The organism is Rhodococcus sp. EPR-147 (assembly GCF_001647185.1).
In the GTDB taxonomy this organism is placed as follows: Bacteria; Actinomycetota; Actinomycetes; order Mycobacteriales; family Mycobacteriaceae; genus Rhodococcoides.
Map to the genome: position 1 here is coordinate 1 of NZ_LVCU01000164.1, position 15,416 is coordinate 15,416.

The following is a 15,416-nucleotide window of genomic DNA, read 5'->3' on the forward strand; positions in this document are numbered from 1 at the left end:
CCGCGCTTCTGGTTGACCATCGTGCGGGTGAAGCCCTTGGGCTCGGGCAGGTTCGCGGTTTCCAGCGGATAGCCTGCTTCTTCGACGCCGTCGAGGAACGACGACGTCAGATCGCGGGGGCTGCGCTGGTGGGAGACGATGAGGGGGCCGTCGGTGCCGGCGTCGACTGCCGTTGTGCCCTCGATGTTCTCGATCCTGCGAAAGTATCCGACGAGGTTTCGGAAAGACCACGAGTCGTCGGACACCGCTGCCCACTCGTCGTAGTCGGCGGCGAATCCGCGCACCCACATCATCGCGTTCATCGACGACGAACCGCCGAGCATCTTGCCGCGCGGCCAATAGATGCTGCGATCACGCAGTTCCGGTTGCGGTTCGGTCAAGTAGTCCCAATCGACCTCGCTGCGAAAGAGTTTGGAGAACGCAGCGGGAATGTGGGCGAACTTGTTCTTGTCCTCGGGGCCGGCCTCGAGGAGAACCACCTCGTTGCGTGGGTCTGCGCTGAGGCGATTGGCCACCACCGCGCCTGCCGAACCTGCGCCCACCACGATGTAGTCGGCCGTCGTGCGCTGAGAGCTCATGATTTTCCTTCGGTCGTCGACGGTGGGTTCTACCCGCGCAGGGCGGAGGCGAAGATTGCCGGCAGCTTGGACCAGGACGGTGCTCCCGCGAATGCGGTGAGCAGCTTGCCCGTCGATGCTGCGGTCTTGTTGGTGACGAACCACGGTGGCTTCGGGGAGATGGAGAGTTCGCCGTTGATCAGCGAGCGCGGCATCGGCCGGAAGGGCCCGCGCACCACTGTTCGCTCGGCTCCGTCGATCAGTAAGGCGTTGTGCACGATGCCGATTCCGCTCTGGACGTCGTCGACGGTGTGGCCGGGGAATGCGCCCCAGGTGGCTGCTGCGGTGAGGAATCCGATGGCCGTCCAGGCGTTGACGGCGATGGTGCCGTAGCGCAGGTCGGCGAGCATGGTGTCGAATTTCTCCCCGAGTCCCTTGATGGTGCCGGGGGTGCCGATGATGTTGATGCCGAGGGTGCCGGTGAATTCCTCGTTCGCGGCCTGAACCGCCTTGGCTGCGAATGCTGCTCCGCTGTAGGGCAATTCGATGATGCCCATGACCGGTGCGAAATACTCGGTCTGCAGCAGCGGTGCGTATTCACCGGGGTTCAGGTCGGTGATGAGTACGCGGCCACCGCGCTCGCCGAGGCGCTCGGCGGACGGGTAGGTGGCGGTGGCGTCGCACACTCGCTTGTCGCTGCCGGGGTAGTACGGCGCACGGGCGGGCGCGCGGTCCAGCGCGGCGCGCAGGGCGGCGACGAACTGGTCGCGCTGCTTCCATTCCGAGGACAGCACGACGACTTGCGAAGCGACACAGTTGTATCCGCTGTTGTGCAGGCGTTGGGTGGCGATGTGCTCGGCCTGGAATTCGATGTCGGCACGGCTCCACTCTCCGGGCAGAACGATGGTGGGCGAGACGCCACCGAGTTCGCTGGAGATCTCCTTGGTGAGGATCGGGTCGTTGGCCGCCTTGCGGGCAGCGCCGTCCGGGCCCGGACCGAAGACGATCGCGTCGTGCGTGATGGCGCTGCCGGTCATGTGGACGTGGTCGACACGATCGTGCTGGACCAGGTAGGTGCCCACGTCGGCTCCGCCGGTGAGCAGGCGCAGTGCACCGATGTCGACGAGCGGCGCGAGGACTTTCTCGAACACCGGCAACAGCGGATCCATGATCGGGTTGAGCTTGAGTGCGACGACTCGATTGAACCCGATCAGTTCGTACAGCGCGTCCAGCGGCGCGATCGAGGTGATGTTGCCTGCGCCGAGTACCACTCCGATGCCCGCGGTGCGGGTGGGATCGAGCTGGGCCAGGCCTGCGGTCCGCTGTGCGGTTGCACGGTCGATTCCGGGCTTCAGCCATACCTCGGCGGTGAACCCGTTGAGCAGGAGCCGCTCGAAGATGTTGAGAGGCAGCACCGAGACCGTCGTGCGCCCACCGGGTGCCGTTCCGAACGTGGCACCGGCCAGCGGACTGCTACCGGCTTCGAGCGCCGCCAGTGTGTGCGCCACGGTGCCGAGTCCGTTCAGGAACGAGTACGGACCCGACAACCATTCCTCTCCGACGAGGGTGGACGAGGCGTCGAGTCCCTTGATCGACGCTGCCGCCGTCACCCACTCCTGCGCGTGAGCTGTGGTCAGCGCGTGCACGCGTTCGAGCAGGGCACGCCGCTCGGCCAGCGTGAGGCGTCCCCAGTTCTTCTCTCCCTCCGACAGATCGGCGAGTGCGGAGTCGACTGCCTCGGTGGGTCCCGGCGTCGGTACGGGCTTCAGGTGTGGGGTGACGTCGCTGGTCAACTTCTCGGCTCCACTCGTCGTTCGGGTGCACGCTTCCACTGTGATTGTGGTCGCACTCGGACGTGGGACGCTATGGGCCACGGCTCTCAATCGGATGCAGCGGTTTGTGCAGTGGCACAATTTGGCTGTGGCGTGGCTTACACGGGTGAGGTTAGAGTTCTGTCATGACCGCCACCGAGTTCGACGTGCATCCGTCACCGACCGATCTGGCCGCGACGATGCTCGACGGCGTCGACGATCTGGCTACGGAACTCGTGCGACGGATCCTGGGGGCCGAGCACGCCTACCTGGAATCGACGCTGCTCACCACCGAGCAGCTCTACGAGGCGTCACGGAGCAATCTGGCGTCGATGCTGGGCAAGCTGTCCGGTCGTGCTCCCATGCGACTCGAGTCGGCTCGGGACGCGGGCCGACTCAAGGCGGAGCAGGGGGTACCGCTGGCTGCCCTGCTTCACGCTTTTCGGCTGGGCGGCAGGTTGGTCTGGGACGAATTGATGGAACGTTCGGACGGCCGGGCGAGTCATGCGCTGCTGGACATGGCCGCCCAGGTCTGGGCTCTGGTCGACGTGTACTCCGACGAGGCAGCGGGGGCCTATCGAGAGAGTGCCGACATGCGTGCGCGGGAGAGCGCCGAAGCCCGTGGACGCCTCATCCGGGTGCTCTTCGCCGATCACGGCGCGAATCCGACTGCGGCAGCGGACGCATTGCGCACGTTTCGCATTCCCGACCACGGCTACTTCGCGGTGGTCTCGCAGGAGCCGTTGACCGCAGCGATGGGAATCGACGGGTTGATCTCCCGCCTCCGTACCGCGGGTGCCGAATCGGTGTGGGACGCCGAGGTGGACGGGAGCGTCGGGCTCATCTGTGCCGCAACGGAATCGGAGATCGATTGCGCGTTGATCACGCTGAGCGAGCTGTGTCCGGGACGGGTGGGGGTGAGTTCGGTCTTCCGGTCCCCGTCGGGTATCGGTGATGCCGTCGGTCAGGCCCGGTTGGCGAGGTCGTGCACCCCGAACGCGGCCACACCGTCCGCGCCGGTGCGCTACGACTCCGTGCCGGTACCGCTGCTGCTGGTCCGCGATCCCTCGTCGGGCCGCATCGCCTCGCGTCAGATACTCGGTGATCTGCTGGCGCTGCCGCGAGCCGAACGGCAGAGCCTGCTGGACACTCTCGACGCCTGGTTCTCGTGCGGCGGTTCCACCCGCGACGCCGCCGAATCGCTGCACTACCATCGCAATACGGTGTTGTATCGGCTGCGTCGCATCGCCGAGCTCACCGGACGCGACTTCCGTGATCCGGTTCAAGCCGCGGAACTCTACGTCGGGCTCAGGGCGTATCAGCTGCTGACGTGAGGGTCAGTGGCTGGCGAGGACGACGTCGAGAATTCCGGCTCCCAGCGGCACCGGTACGCAGGTCGGCGGACGCGCGTTCGCCGGGTCGAGTGCGTTGAGCGCCAGCCGCAGCGCGGTGGGGTCGTAGGTGAACGTGAAGTGCGCTACCTCGGTATCGGGGCACACGTCCTGCACCACGATGTTGTGCGCTCCCGGATCCCGCAGCAGCGCATTGGTGTACGGCTGGATCACTTCGTCGACCCTCGTCGCGATTGAGGTGTACTCCACTCCGGGCACGGTGTCGCCGCCTGCATTGAGGCGTTCGAGAAAATCGGATCCGGCCATCAGTTGGGCGAGCCCTGGGCCGAATTCGCCCGCTACGACCCCGGTTGCACCCGGCACTGCCTGTACGACGGGCGCTACTCCGTACATGGTGCCGCCGTAGGTCGGTGATGCGATGCCCACCCATCTGTCGACCACGTAGGCACCGCCGAGCCTGTTGACGAAGTATCGAGCGACCGCGGCACCCTGCGAGTAGCCGACCACGTCGACTGCTCCGGCACCGGTTGCCTGAAGTATCGACAGTGTCATCGACTTCAGTTGCGCTGCACTGTCTTCGATGACGCCGTACCCGTTGGATTTGCCGTCCGGCGAGGTGCCGTAGTTGATGGCGAAGACGCAGAATCCGGCTGCTTTCAGGATGGGGGCGAAGCCGGCCCAGTCGGAGTACGCAGTGGCGTCGGTGCCGTGTACCAGGACGACTGGATTCGGGTGCGCCGCAGTGGGCTTGCAGCCCATGTCGTTGGCTCCGGGAGGTGCGGCGTCGCGATTGGATGCGGCGTAGCGGATGGCATCGGCGTGATCGGGCTGCTCGGGGGCAGCGGCGATGGGCATCAGCGGCCCCGCGTGCGCGGAGGGTGCCAGCAGCGCAGCGGCAGCGACGAGTACGAGGGTGATCAGACTTCGCCGTGGCCCGCGCATGAATAGACGGTATTCCTCGAACTGTGGAATGTCCCTATGAGTGGGGGTGTGGACTGAGAAAAGTCACAAGAATTGTTCTTCGCGCGAAACCGTGCTTGGCGCGTAAACCGCACGGGACCCAGCCGTGGTGGCTGGGCCCCGTGCGGAGAGAAGGATTGTTCTGCAGGTCAGAGGCGACTCACACGCAGCCAGTCGACACTCATCGTCTGCGGGTACGGCGTGCTGTTCAGCGTCTTGCCGGTCCAGTTGTTGCCCACGGCGACGTTGAACAGGATGTAGTGCGGCCATGCGCCCGAGAACGCCTTCCAGTTGCCACCCTTCGCCTCGTACTGGGCCTGAGTGAAGGAGTATCGAGCGACCCCGTCGACGAACCAGGTGATGCTGTTCGGTAGCCAGTCGATGCGGTACGTGTGGAATCCGTTGCCGACCGGATTCATACTGCCGCCGGTCTTCACATCTTGATTGGAGTTCCACTTCGAGGGACCGTGCAAATTGAATGACGGTCCGTACAGTCCGGGAATTTCGACGATGTCCACTTCCCCTTGGCTGGGCCATGAATATTCGCCACCGGGTTGTAGACCGAGGGTCCAGAATGCGGGCAGCAGGCCCTGGGCGCTCGGCATCTTGATCGATGCTTCGATGCGCACCGGCGGCGTCACCGATTGCTTGCCCATGCTGACCACGCGGGCGCTGGTGAAGTTGTACGGTGCCCGCTTGCGGTCCGGTGGTGTCTCTCGACGCGCGGTGATGTTCAGTGAGCCGTTGAACTGGTTGGCGTTGTTCCAGGAGTCCGTATAGTACTGCTGCTCACCGGAACTCGCGCCCCAGCGGCCGGTCTGAAACCCCCATTTGGAGGGGTCGGGTCCGCCGTACCCGTTGAATTGGTCTTCCCACAGCACGGTTCCTGCTCCGCCCTGGGTTCTCGGGGGCGCGGCGAGTGACGGGGCTGCGGTCGCCGACGAGACGGCCACGGCCATCGTCGTCAGGGCGACCGCGACAATTGTGAATAGTGATCGCATGAGGGGGATTCCTGTCAGGGTCATATGTCGGTGAACAAATGTCGACATTTGATTTCTAGCACGGCAAACTAGGCGACAGAAGTTTCTTTTGAAATGCAGGAATTCTTGCGAATACAATGAATGAATTAGCCTATGTTACTGGTCGGTAGCAAGGGTATCGACCAATGGTCTGCGGTGGTCGGTTTGTTTCAGGAGTGACCGCAGTGACTAGGGAGGGTTAGCGAAATCAGCGGTGTGCGCGAGGCGGAAGCGACTCGAGGGGGAGCCAGCGTGGAGCCGGTGACGGGAATCGAACCCGCCTCTCAACCTTGGGAAGGTCGCGTTCTACCAATGAACTACACCGGCGTGTGGTGCGGTTCGAGGTTACCAGGGCGTTCAGATGTCGATTCGCACGCCGTGCAGCAGGGTGAGGGCGTCGTGTGCTGGTACCGGCTTGGAGAACAGGTATCCCTGTGCGCGAGTGCAGCCCAGTTCGATCAGGGTGTTTCTGGCGGTCTGTGTTTCGACGCCTTCGGCGATGATGTCGAGTCCGAATGCGTCGGCGAGTCCGATGATGGATTGGACGATGGCGAGGTCGCCGGTGTTTCTGGCTCCGAGGTCGGTGACGAAGGCGCGGTCGATCTTGAGTGCATCGACGGGAAGTTCCTTGAGGTGCGACAGCGAGCTGTATCCGGTGCCGAAGTCGTCTATGGCCACTTGCACGCCGAGTTCGCGGAGTTCGCGCAGTGTCACGCGAGTGCGGGAAAGGTCCTGTACCACTGCCACTTCGGTGATCTCGAGGCAGAGGTCGGGCCCGGCTATCGAGAACTCCGTGAGTGCTCTGGCGACGGCACCGACGAATCCGTTGGTGACCAGTTGGACGGGAGATATGTTGACGCGCATGGCGATGTCGAGGTGGGGGATCTCGCGTTGCCAGTCGGCGAGGGTGCGGCAGGCGTGGTCGAGCACCCAGCGGCCGAGTTCTCCGGCGAGGTTCGTGTCCTCGGCCACCGGGATGAACGCGGACGGGGGTAGTAGGCCTCGGGTGGGGTGTTGCCAACGGACCAGTGCTTCGACTGCGGTGATGCGTCCGGTGACGAGGTCCACCTCGGGCTGGAAGTGCAGGGTGAGGGAGTCGCCTGCGATGGCGTCGCGCAGATGGATCTCGACGTCGTTGCGGAGTTCGGCTTCGGCGTGCATCTCCTCGGTGAACAGGGCGATGTCGTGCCCGCCTCCGCGTTTGGCTACCAGGGCGGCTTGATCTGCCTGCCGCAGAAGCGACTCCGCGGTGTGCTTGCCCGGCTGGCCGAAGGCGATTCCGATGCTCGCGCTTCTGCTGATGCGTTCGACTCCGAGGGTGACGGGGGCGTACATGGCGTCGGCGATCATCTCGGCGTGGTGTGCTGCGACCCGGGCCGAGCACGGCCCGGCCAGTACCACCAGGAATTCGTCGCCGCCCAGGCGTGCCACGAGACCGGCCGACTTGCCGACGAAGCTCTGCAGTCGGTCGGCGATGGTCTGGAGGTAGTGGTCTCCCGCGAGGTGTCCCAGAAAGTCGTTCAAGGCTTTGAGTCGATCGAGGTCGATGTGCATCACGGCGACGGGACCGGGCATGGCCGGGTCGAGTCGTTCGCGGAGGTGTTGTGTGAGCGCTGTGCGGTTGGGCAGTTTGGTCAGGTGGTCGTGCAGCGCCGAGAACCGGAGTTGCTCCTCGGCGCTCACTCGCGCCTGAAGTTGGGAGAGCAGTGCCGCAATCGCTTTGAGCGCGTTGAGTTCTGCCTCGGACCACGTTCGGTCGCCGATCTTGATGAAGCCGAGGATGCCGGTGGTGCGCTCCGAGTGCAGCAGCGGGACGACGGCCATCGAGGTCGCAGAGAATCCCGACGCGTCCTCGACGCGTCGGCGGTAGTCCTCCTGCTCCGGGTCCGGCCGAAACACTGCCGGTTCGGTCAGTGTTTCGGCCAGGCGGAACACCGAGTCTGCTTCGTCGAAGTAGACCACTGCCAGTGGGTCGGGATCGGGCACGCTCAGTCGCGGTGGCCATTCTGCGCTGAGTCTGGTGGCCCTGGCCTCGAAATCGTTGTGCCGGAGGAAGCTGAAGTCGATGCCCAGGTAGTCCACGAGTTGCCGCAGCACGGAGTCGTAGGCCTCGCGCACCGTCGCCGCATCGACTCCCATGAGTTCGGTTGCGACGCCGGTGACGAGGACCTCGAGCGTCTGGTTGTGCTCCAGGGCCCCACTCCCGCCTCTCGTAGACGCAGTGCAGGACTGTTCCCCCTGGTCTCCGCCGGAACTCTACCCCGATACAGACGCTGAAACAGGAAGTCTGCGACTATGTATCGGAGTTTTCGGGGCGCTACCGAGCCGCAACACCAGCGCGACGGACTCTGTGTTTTCGATTTCAAGCAGAGCGCGGAGCTCGAAACTCAACTGCTGCAGCGTTTCTGCGTGGTGCGGTGCCAGTTGTCGATATTCCTCCGCGGTGCGCGCATAGAGGAACGCGGGGGAAACCGGCTGCACTGCCAATCCGCGCAAATGCGCAGTTACCCAAACGTTCTCCGTTGCACATCCCCCGATGATGTAATCTGCTGCGGTCGATCCGGGCACGACGACCACTGCGAGTGCCGAACTCGACAGCACACGGTCGCGCATGTCGGTCCCGAGCGCTGCACCGGCGTCCCACGCATGCACGAGCTCCATGACGTCCGGCCGCTTGACGATCTCGAGCTTGGACAGGTCCGCGTCGTCGATCCCCAGAGTCGACACCTCGATTCCCCGGTCGGGATCGAGATCTCCCGGCCAGCGCAACTCGGAGAACATGTCTCGATGCAGGTGCGGTGTGAGATACCGGATTCGATCGGCGGCGGCGAGGATATCCGCGGCCGCCGCGATGGACTCGGGTGCCGTCAGCAGCACTACCCGGCCACCCTCTGCTTCTGCCGCAGCGGCGATGTCGGCGGCGATGCCGGCATCCAGGGGTGCGCCGGTGCCCATTTCTCGATTGGTGCACCGCTCGAGAACGCCGTCGAGCAGGCGTCGATCCGTGACGGGTTGTGGGTCGCCCGCACTCAGGGTGATCTCGACTCCGTGGTCGGTGACCTCGCTGCGGTCGAGCCTGCCCTGCGCGGTGGCCACCACGCGCGCGTTGAAGGCGGCCGCACCCACTGCCACGTAGCTGCCCCGGAAGGCGACGTCGAGGGTCGACGTGCGGGAACGATCCACCCCGATCCGCACGGTGCGTCCGTCACGGGTGAACGTCCACGGCTGACTGTTTCCACCGGACGGTGCCCGGCGCGCAGCGTCGAGAACGAGCGCGTCGGGATCGACGGCTGCGTGGTGAGCCTCGACGGCGGTGTCGGTCGCAGACTGCTGCGCCCTCGGCGTCGGATTCGGGGTCGCGAGCGCGTCGAGATGGGTCTCGAGATCGACGCGGATTCGTCCGGACGGCAGGTGCGCTCCGGTGCCGAAGCGTCGAACGGCTGCTGCGATGGTTGCACCGCCGAGTTGAACGTCGCCGCCCAATTGTGGCCAGGTCTCGATCGTTTCGCTCACTTCCACCATCGAGGCGGCCATCCGGGCCGAGAGCAGTGAGGCGTCGAGCTGATCGAGCACGATGGGGATCTTGTCGCGCGTGCCCAGCCCCTGCAGGCTCGTCGAGTCGATCTCGCCGAGGACGCCGTGGAACACCGGACGGTCGGGTTCGAGGTCGAAGCGCTCGACGTCGAGCAGTCCCCGGTCGGAGGTCTCCATCAGTACCGGGATCCCGCGCGAGCGGGCTGCCTCGCGGGCGCGGACCTTGACATCGAGGGAGTCGCATTCCTCGACGAGCAGATCGAGTCCGTCGAAGAACTCGTCGATGGTGTTCTCGGTGATTCCGTCCTCGGCGATCTCGACGCGCAGATACGGGTCGATTTCGGCAATGCGTCGGGCCGCGACGACCGCTTTGTTGACCCCGAGATCGAGGATGGACGCGGGAATTCTGTTGAGGTTGGACAGTTCGATCTCGTCGAAATCGGCGAGTCGAAGCGTCCCGCAGATTCCTTCGAGTGCGAGAGTGTGGGCAATGGAGTGCCCGACGCTGAGGCCGATGATTCCTATCGTGAGATCTCCCAAGGAATTCTGTTCCTCGAGGGTTATCTTGTTTCTGTTCCTGTCCAGCCGCAGGTGTCGAAACGAGCGGGGTCCGAGTACGGCGACAACCGTCTTTCGCCACGAAAAGAAAACCCACCTGTCGTTTTCGTCGAGAAAGCTCTGCTCAGGGCTGGGAAGCAGTGAGCGCAGGCCATTTCTCTGCGTCTCTCGCTCGTCCAGGAAAGTGAGGGTGGGGTCGGCTCTGAGTTCGTCGAGTGCGTCGCGCTGTGTGGCGTCCGTCTCGTCGAATATCACAGGCTTCCAGTGGTGGCCGGGCGTGGTTCGATCGTTCATGATGCGACTGCTTCCGGGAGTTCGACGGCTGCGCGGCGGTGTGCGAGCAGGGTGACCGTGTTGTGCCGCATTCGGCGCCAGGTGGCCAGGTCGGCGTTGAATGCGAGTGTTGTTCTGTCCCACCAGAACACCTCGGTTCGATAGCGATCGTCAGGATAGGGGATCGGCGCGATCTGGGTGGCGATGACGGCGCCGGTGTCGAGCCATGCGGTACGGACGTGGGAGGCCGCGGTGGCAAGGGCGTAGCGCGCACCGAGAAGTGCTGTGCTGTAGGCGGGGGATTCGGCGATCATCGCGGTGACGGCGCGGCCGTGGGGTGCGTGCTGAGCGACCCACGCGGATTTGAGTTCGACGACTCCGTGGCCGATGCGTTCGTCGAGCATGGTGTGCACGTGCCGTAGGCCTTCTGGATGGTCGGCGAATTCGATCAGTGCGTGCGATTGATCGACCGAGGAATACGGTCCTTGTACCCGTACCCCGCCGACTATTTGTCCGGTTCGGTCGAGTGCGGCGAAGAACAGCGCCGTGGTGCTGCCGTCACGAATGGCCGATATTTCGAGAGCGGTGGTGACACCGTGTCGCATATAGCTTTCCTCTGCGCCATCCAGGAATTGTTTCCACAACGCCGGATTTTCTGTGGGAGTGGTGGCCAGAACGAAGCATTGGGATCGCTGATCCCAGTACGAGGGGACGTCGAACGCAATTGTCATTTCAGTCTTCCTGACAGGAGTTTGCCGAATGTGAATGGTCGTGCCGCTCGATTGTCCGGCTTTTCCTTTGCAGAGCTATGCGCCGCGATCGGGACTCGGGTGTGTCGCGGGGGACCGCCCAGGACCAGTAGCCTGCAGAGGTGCTGCTCTCCGACCGTGACATCCGTGCCGAAGTGACCCAGGGAAACCTGGCGATCGAACCGTTCGACCCGTCGATGGTTCAGCCGTCGAGTGTCGATGTGCGGCTCGACAAGCTGTTTCGGGTGTTCAACAACACCCGCTACACCCACATCGACCCGTCGCTCCAGCAAGACGAGTTGACGACGTTGGTCGAACCCGCGGCCGGCGAGCCCTTCGTTCTGCACCCGGGTGAATTCGTTCTCGGCTCCACTCTCGAATTGACGACGCTGCCGGACTACCTGGCCGGTCGGCTCGAGGGGAAGAGCTCGCTCGGGCGGCTGGGTCTGCTCACGCACTCGACTGCAGGGTTCATCGATCCGGGCTTCAGCGGCCACATCACGTTGGAGTTGTCCAACGTCGCCAACCTCCCGATCACGTTGTGGCCGGGCATGAAGATCGGGCAGCTGTGTCTGTTCCGGCTGTCGTCGCCGTCCGAGAATCCGTACGGCAGTGCCGCGGTGGGGTCGAAGTATCAGGGTCAGCGTGGGCCGACGCCGTCGAAGGCCTACCTGAATTTCGTCCGGTCGAGCGTCGAGTAACGATCTCGCAGTTTGTTTGAACGCCGAAAAACATGACGAACGGACGGTTGTAACGGTACTCTGGTGACCTGACGTGGGTTGGGGCCTACCAGAGTGAGGTTTCTTGTGTCCGCGGTTCCCGATGTGTCCGTACTCGGCGCTTCGTTGGGGTCGAGTGGTCTCCGCAGCGTGATCAGTGCCAACGCTCGCTCCGGCGCCGTGCTCGAAGTGCACGAGCCCGTCGCGTCCCGGCCCGCACCCAACGGCCTCGCCCCCGATCCGTGGGATGCCGTCATCACATCGGTTCACAACCTGGCGTCGGAGTATGCGTCGGCGGATTTCTATCCGGTGCTCGCATTGCGTGAGAGCGACCCAAGAGCGGCCTACGATCAGGATTTCTCCGACGGTGTCGTCCTCGTGTCCGAACTCGGTGCCCAATTGGGCGCACTACGTGAGACACGTGTGCTGGCAGGCGAACGCTGCGTCGCCCTGTTCGACGTCGGCGCGTCCGGTACCTCGGTCTCCGTGGTCGACATCGACAGCGGCGACGTTCTCGCGTCGCGTCGAACGGACGCGCTCAGTGGTGACGAGTGCGATCGAATGCTGTGCGATCACCTCATCGCGACATTCGGCGCGGCCGAGGCGCTGACGATCGAGGCTCGCAGGCGGCTCGTGCACGACGTCCGCGACGGCAAACACGAGCTGGCTCTGCTTCGCAGCGTGTCGATCACCGGGCCGTTCGTCGGCGGACGCGCGTCGCTGTGGCGTGGCAATCTCGACGAGGTCATCGGCGACGCCGTGCACCGAGCCGTCTCGATGGCCGTCGACGTCCTCGACGCGGTCGAGGCGCAGGGCGTTCGCGTCGACGCCGTCGTCGCCGTCGGCGGCGGTGCCAACATGCAGATAATTCGTCAGGTCCTGTTCGACGCGGTGTCGATGCCGGTCTATGTGCCCGAGCAGCCGGAACTGCTGGCGGCGCACGGCGCTGCTGGGATCGCTCGGACGGTGGGTCTGCGGCCTGCGCCTGCGGCACCGGAGGCGCTCACCGATCGGTTCGCTGCCGTGGACCGGGATTCCGCAGACCTCGAGGTGACCGCGGTTGTCCCGGTGGTCTCGAAGCGTCCGCGGCACAGCGACACCTCCTCCAAGCGGATGACCAGGGCCAACAAGTCCCGGCATCTCGGCGGTGCGCTCGCGGCACTCGTCGCGGTGTGTGCAGCCGGCACCGTGGTCACTGCGGCGGCACGGACCAGCGGCGAGGATCCAGCGCCGTCGGTGACCACGTCGCAGGACTCCTCGCAACCCGCCCGGTCGCAGTCCGTAGTGCCTGCGGCAGACGGGTCACCCGCCGAACCCGCCGAACCCGCCGAACCGTCGGTACCGTTCGCGACCACGACGGCGACGCCGACCTCTCCTTCGGCCGGCGCGCCGCCAACGTCGTCCTCGTCTCAGGCACCGGCCACGACGGTCGCCGAAAGCGCCACCGCCACACGGCGCACCGTCACCACGACCGGTGCCCCGTCCGACATCGAGCAGACAACGGCACCGAGCAGGCCCACCGTCGATCGGTCGACCGTGGTGCAGACGACGGTCCCACCTGCCGCCACGACTCGTCCGACCACAACGCGTCCCACCACGACGACCCGGACCACGACGACAACAACGCGGCCGACTCGGACGATCGACTTTTCATTGCCGGATTTCGACTTTCCGCGACGCTGACCGGTCTGCGCTTTCGGCCGTCATCGGCCCGGGCACTCGAGGCAGGATGAGCAGTATGGAGTCGATTCAGACCGAGCGCGAAGACAAGTTCGACGTCGACGCAGAATTTCAGTTGCCCACTCTCGCTGCGCTGGTGCCCACCGGCGGCGCACTGGTGTCGAGCGAGACCGACCTGAGCAGTGAGTATTTCGACACTGCGGGCCACGACCTGTTGCGACGCGGGATCACCGTCCGGTGTCGTACCGGTGACTCCGACAACGGCTGGCATGCAAAGGTCCCGGCGGAGAAGGCGCGGACCGAGATTCGGCTCCCTCTCGGCAGCGGTGCGCACAACGCGGTGCCGGACGAGCTGAACGATGTACTGCGCGGTGCGGTGATGGGCGCGCAGTTGGCCGCGGTCGCTACTTTGACGACGCGTCGAACGATCCACACCGTGTCCGACGCCGATGGGGCCGTCGTCGCGGAAATCGCCGACGACGAAGTGTCGGTGGTCTTGATCGGCGGTGCGACCGGTCCGCGGTGGCGCGAGGTGGAGGTGGAACTCGGACCCGCAGGCTCGGAGTCGTTCCTGAAGAAGGCGGGCAAGGTGCTGCGCGCCGCCGGTGCTCGGCCCTCGGCGCATCCGTCGAAGTTGGATCGTGCGCTGTCGGTGGTGCGCCAGGAACCTGCCGAACCCGGGGTGGCGCTGCTGGCGGACTATCTCGACGATCAGGCGCAGGCGATCGTCGCAGGCGATGTGTATCTGCGTCGGGGGCTGGATCCGATTCACTCCACGCGGGTGGCCATTCGGCGCTACCGCAGTACCCTCCGCGTGTTCGGGAGTCTGTTCGAGGACGAGCCGGCTGCCCAACTCGAGGCCGAACTGTCCTGGTATGCAAGCATTCTCGGTGAGGTTCGAGATCGTCAGGTGCAGCGTGCTCGGTTCGCGGCAGCGCTGCGCGAACTGCCGCCCGAACTGGTGCTCGGGCCGGTGGCGTCGCGCATCGAGAACGATCTGTTGGCCGAGCAGATCCGATACCGCGAGGCGGCGATGACCGAACTCGACGGAGATCGTTACCGCGCGCTGCTCACGACGCTGTCGGAGTGGTCGCGGGGGCTACCGATCGACGGCGAGGTTACCGACCGCGTGTTGGTCAAGCTGGCGCGCAAGGCCGGCAAGAAGGCGATCGATCGCACGAAGAGTGCCGTGCGCGGTACCGACGACGAGGCGTTGCATCGTGCACGGAAGGCGTCGAAACGTGCGCGGTATGCGGCCGAGTTGGTGGCGCCGGTGGTGGACAAGAAGGTCTCGAAAGCGAACATCAAGCACTACAAGACAATTCAGGAGGTGCTGGGAGAGCACCAGGATGCGGTGATCGCGGCGGAAATTCTGCGAACTCTCGGCGCGCGGGCAGGGACGACGGCGGGGGAGAACGGTTTCACCTTCGGCCTGCTGTTCGAGCGCGAGCGTCGCGCCGCCGAGGTAGCCCGGGACGAGGCGAGCAGGTTGGAGTTCTGATCACCGAAACCGGGATGATTCCCCGATTCGAGACTCGAAGGGTACTCTGAGTCCGAATCGAATCGGGGGAGTCGACGATCATGGCCATTGCGCTCGGGGTGCACGTCGGTGACGACGAAATATCTGCTGCGTTGGTCGAGGCCGATCTACCCGAGCTCGGCCCCATTTCCACTCGCACCGTCTCCGTCTCCTCGGCTCCCGGGGGTGTCGGGGACGCCGTCACGACGATGCTCGGAATCATGAGGGTGCAGGCGGCCCAGAACGACCTGCTGATCAGCGGGTCCGGGGTGGTCTGCGACAGCATCGCGCTCTGCGGGACCGTTCGTGCCGCTCTGGCCGCCCACGATATTCATGACGTCGGGGTAGTGGATGCCGGAGATCCGCGGTTGAACTCCGCGGTTCCATCGGTAATTGCAGCGGCACTGATCGGAGCCAAGGCCGCCCTCGCCGAGCCGGTGGCCGTTCCGACTGCGACGGGTGAAGAAGACCGAAGTGGTTCCGGCAGCGATGTGGCCGGTACGCCCCGCATCGCGAGACTGACGATGATCGGGTTGGGCGTCGCGGTTCTCGCCGCACTGAGCGGAGCCACCGTGTGGGCACTGGCGGCGTCCGATCCAACGCAGAATTCCGTGGTCGATACCGCCGATGTTGCCGAGGTCCCGTCGAGCGGAGACAACGAAGCCGCGTCCTCGGCGGTGGTGGT

11 protein-coding genes, 1 tRNA gene and 1 pseudogene are annotated in these 15,416 nt (G+C 64.9%); 5 read left to right on the plus strand and 8 right to left on the minus strand.

All coding sequences use genetic code 11. The features are described 5' to 3' along the window. Together A2J02_RS08395 and A2J02_RS08400 are read right to left on the minus strand one after the other, a co-directional pair. Positions 1 to 578 (minus strand): GMC family oxidoreductase (locus A2J02_RS08395; RefSeq protein WP_197477975.1); only part of this gene is annotated, 578 nt, incomplete at its 3' end. Between the two features lie 29 nt (positions 579 to 607). Then, the gene (locus A2J02_RS08400; protein WP_068049244.1) at positions 608 to 2,326 is read right to left on the minus strand and encodes an aldehyde dehydrogenase family protein; all 1,719 of its coding nucleotides are present in this window, start codon (positions 2,324 to 2,326) and stop codon (positions 608 to 610) included. Positions 2,327 to 2,514: 188 nt separating this feature from the next. On the opposite strand from A2J02_RS08400, the gene A2J02_RS08405 reads away from it, so the two are divergent. Next, a complete protein-coding gene (locus tag A2J02_RS08405; protein ID WP_068049226.1) occupies positions 2,515 to 3,702 on the plus strand; it encodes a PucR family transcriptional regulator in 1,188 nt (395 codons plus the stop codon). A gap of 3 nt (positions 3,703 to 3,705) precedes the next feature. On the opposite strand, the gene A2J02_RS08410 is transcribed toward A2J02_RS08405, so the two are convergent. The 6 genes from A2J02_RS08410 to A2J02_RS08435 all read right to left on the minus strand — a co-directional run bounded on the left by A2J02_RS08410 (position 3,706) and on the right by A2J02_RS08435 (position 10,795). Further along, entirely contained in the window at positions 3,706 to 4,662 is a 957-nt protein-coding gene (locus tag A2J02_RS08410) for an esterase/lipase family protein (RefSeq protein ID WP_068049230.1), read from the minus strand. 167 nt (positions 4,663 to 4,829) lie between these two features. Further along, positions 4,830 to 5,681: a glycoside hydrolase family 16 protein gene (locus A2J02_RS08415; protein ID WP_082898707.1), complete on the minus strand. Its 852-nt coding sequence runs from the start codon at positions 5,679 to 5,681 to the stop codon at positions 4,830 to 4,832. Between the two features lie 271 nt (positions 5,682 to 5,952). After that, positions 5,953 to 6,026, minus strand: a tRNA-Gly gene (locus tag A2J02_RS08420). Between the two features lie 30 nt (positions 6,027 to 6,056). Continuing rightward, complete coding sequence (locus A2J02_RS08425; RefSeq protein ID WP_068049233.1) at positions 6,057 to 7,838, minus strand: putative bifunctional diguanylate cyclase/phosphodiesterase; 1,782 nt, start codon at positions 7,836 to 7,838, stop codon at positions 6,057 to 6,059. Between the two features lie 117 nt (positions 7,839 to 7,955). Beyond that, complete coding sequence (locus A2J02_RS08430; RefSeq protein ID WP_068049234.1) at positions 7,956 to 10,085, minus strand: Rv1355c family protein; 2,130 nt, start codon at positions 10,083 to 10,085, stop codon at positions 7,956 to 7,958. Continuing rightward, complete coding sequence (locus A2J02_RS08435) at positions 10,082 to 10,795, minus strand: hypothetical protein (protein WP_068049236.1); 714 nt, start codon at positions 10,793 to 10,795, stop codon at positions 10,082 to 10,084. The genes A2J02_RS08430 and A2J02_RS08435 overlap by 4 nt, the downstream gene beginning before the upstream one ends. A 140-nt stretch (positions 10,796 to 10,935) precedes the next feature. Between A2J02_RS08435 and dcd the strand changes: the two genes are divergently transcribed. The 4 genes and pseudogenes from dcd to A2J02_RS08455 form a co-directional block, all read left to right on the plus strand. Next, a complete protein-coding gene (gene dcd / locus A2J02_RS08440; protein WP_068049238.1) occupies positions 10,936 to 11,514 on the plus strand; it encodes a dCTP deaminase in 579 nt (192 codons plus the stop codon). Between the two features lie 168 nt (positions 11,515 to 11,682). After that, positions 11,683 to 13,215, plus strand: coding sequence for an Hsp70 family protein (locus tag A2J02_RS08445; RefSeq protein ID WP_068049239.1), 1,533 nt, complete (start codon positions 11,683 to 11,685; stop codon positions 13,213 to 13,215). Positions 13,216 to 13,270: 55 nt separating this feature from the next. Beyond that, entirely contained in the window at positions 13,271 to 14,713 is a 1,443-nt protein-coding gene (locus A2J02_RS08450) for a CYTH and CHAD domain-containing protein (protein ID WP_068049242.1), read from the plus strand. A gap of 80 nt (positions 14,714 to 14,793) precedes the next feature. Continuing rightward, positions 14,794 to 15,416: pseudogene (locus tag A2J02_RS08455) on the plus strand (hypothetical protein); the annotation flags it as partial.

What these genes read in the sequence shown, in the direction of transcription:
- A2J02_RS08405 (WP_068049226.1), top strand. Translation starts at nt 2,515, where the DNA reads ATGACCGCCACCGAGTTCGACGTGCATCCGTCACCGACCGATCTGGCC.
- A2J02_RS08410 (WP_068049230.1), bottom strand. Translation starts at nt 4,662, where the DNA reads ATGCGCGGGCCACGGCGAAGTCTGATCACCCTCGTACTCGTCGCTGCC.
- A2J02_RS08435 (WP_068049236.1), bottom strand. Translation starts at nt 10,795, where the DNA reads ATGACAATTGCGTTCGACGTCCCCTCGTACTGGGATCAGCGATCCCAA.
- A2J02_RS08425 (WP_068049233.1), bottom strand. Translation starts at nt 7,838, where the DNA reads ATGGGAGTCGATGCGGCGACGGTGCGCGAGGCCTACGACTCCGTGCTG.
- A2J02_RS08430 (WP_068049234.1), bottom strand. Translation starts at nt 10,085, where the DNA reads ATGAACGATCGAACCACGCCCGGCCACCACTGGAAGCCTGTGATATTC.
- A2J02_RS08415 (WP_082898707.1), bottom strand. Translation starts at nt 5,681, where the DNA reads ATGCGATCACTATTCACAATTGTCGCGGTCGCCCTGACGACGATGGCC.
- A2J02_RS08450 (WP_068049242.1), top strand. Translation starts at nt 13,271, where the DNA reads ATGGAGTCGATTCAGACCGAGCGCGAAGACAAGTTCGACGTCGACGCA.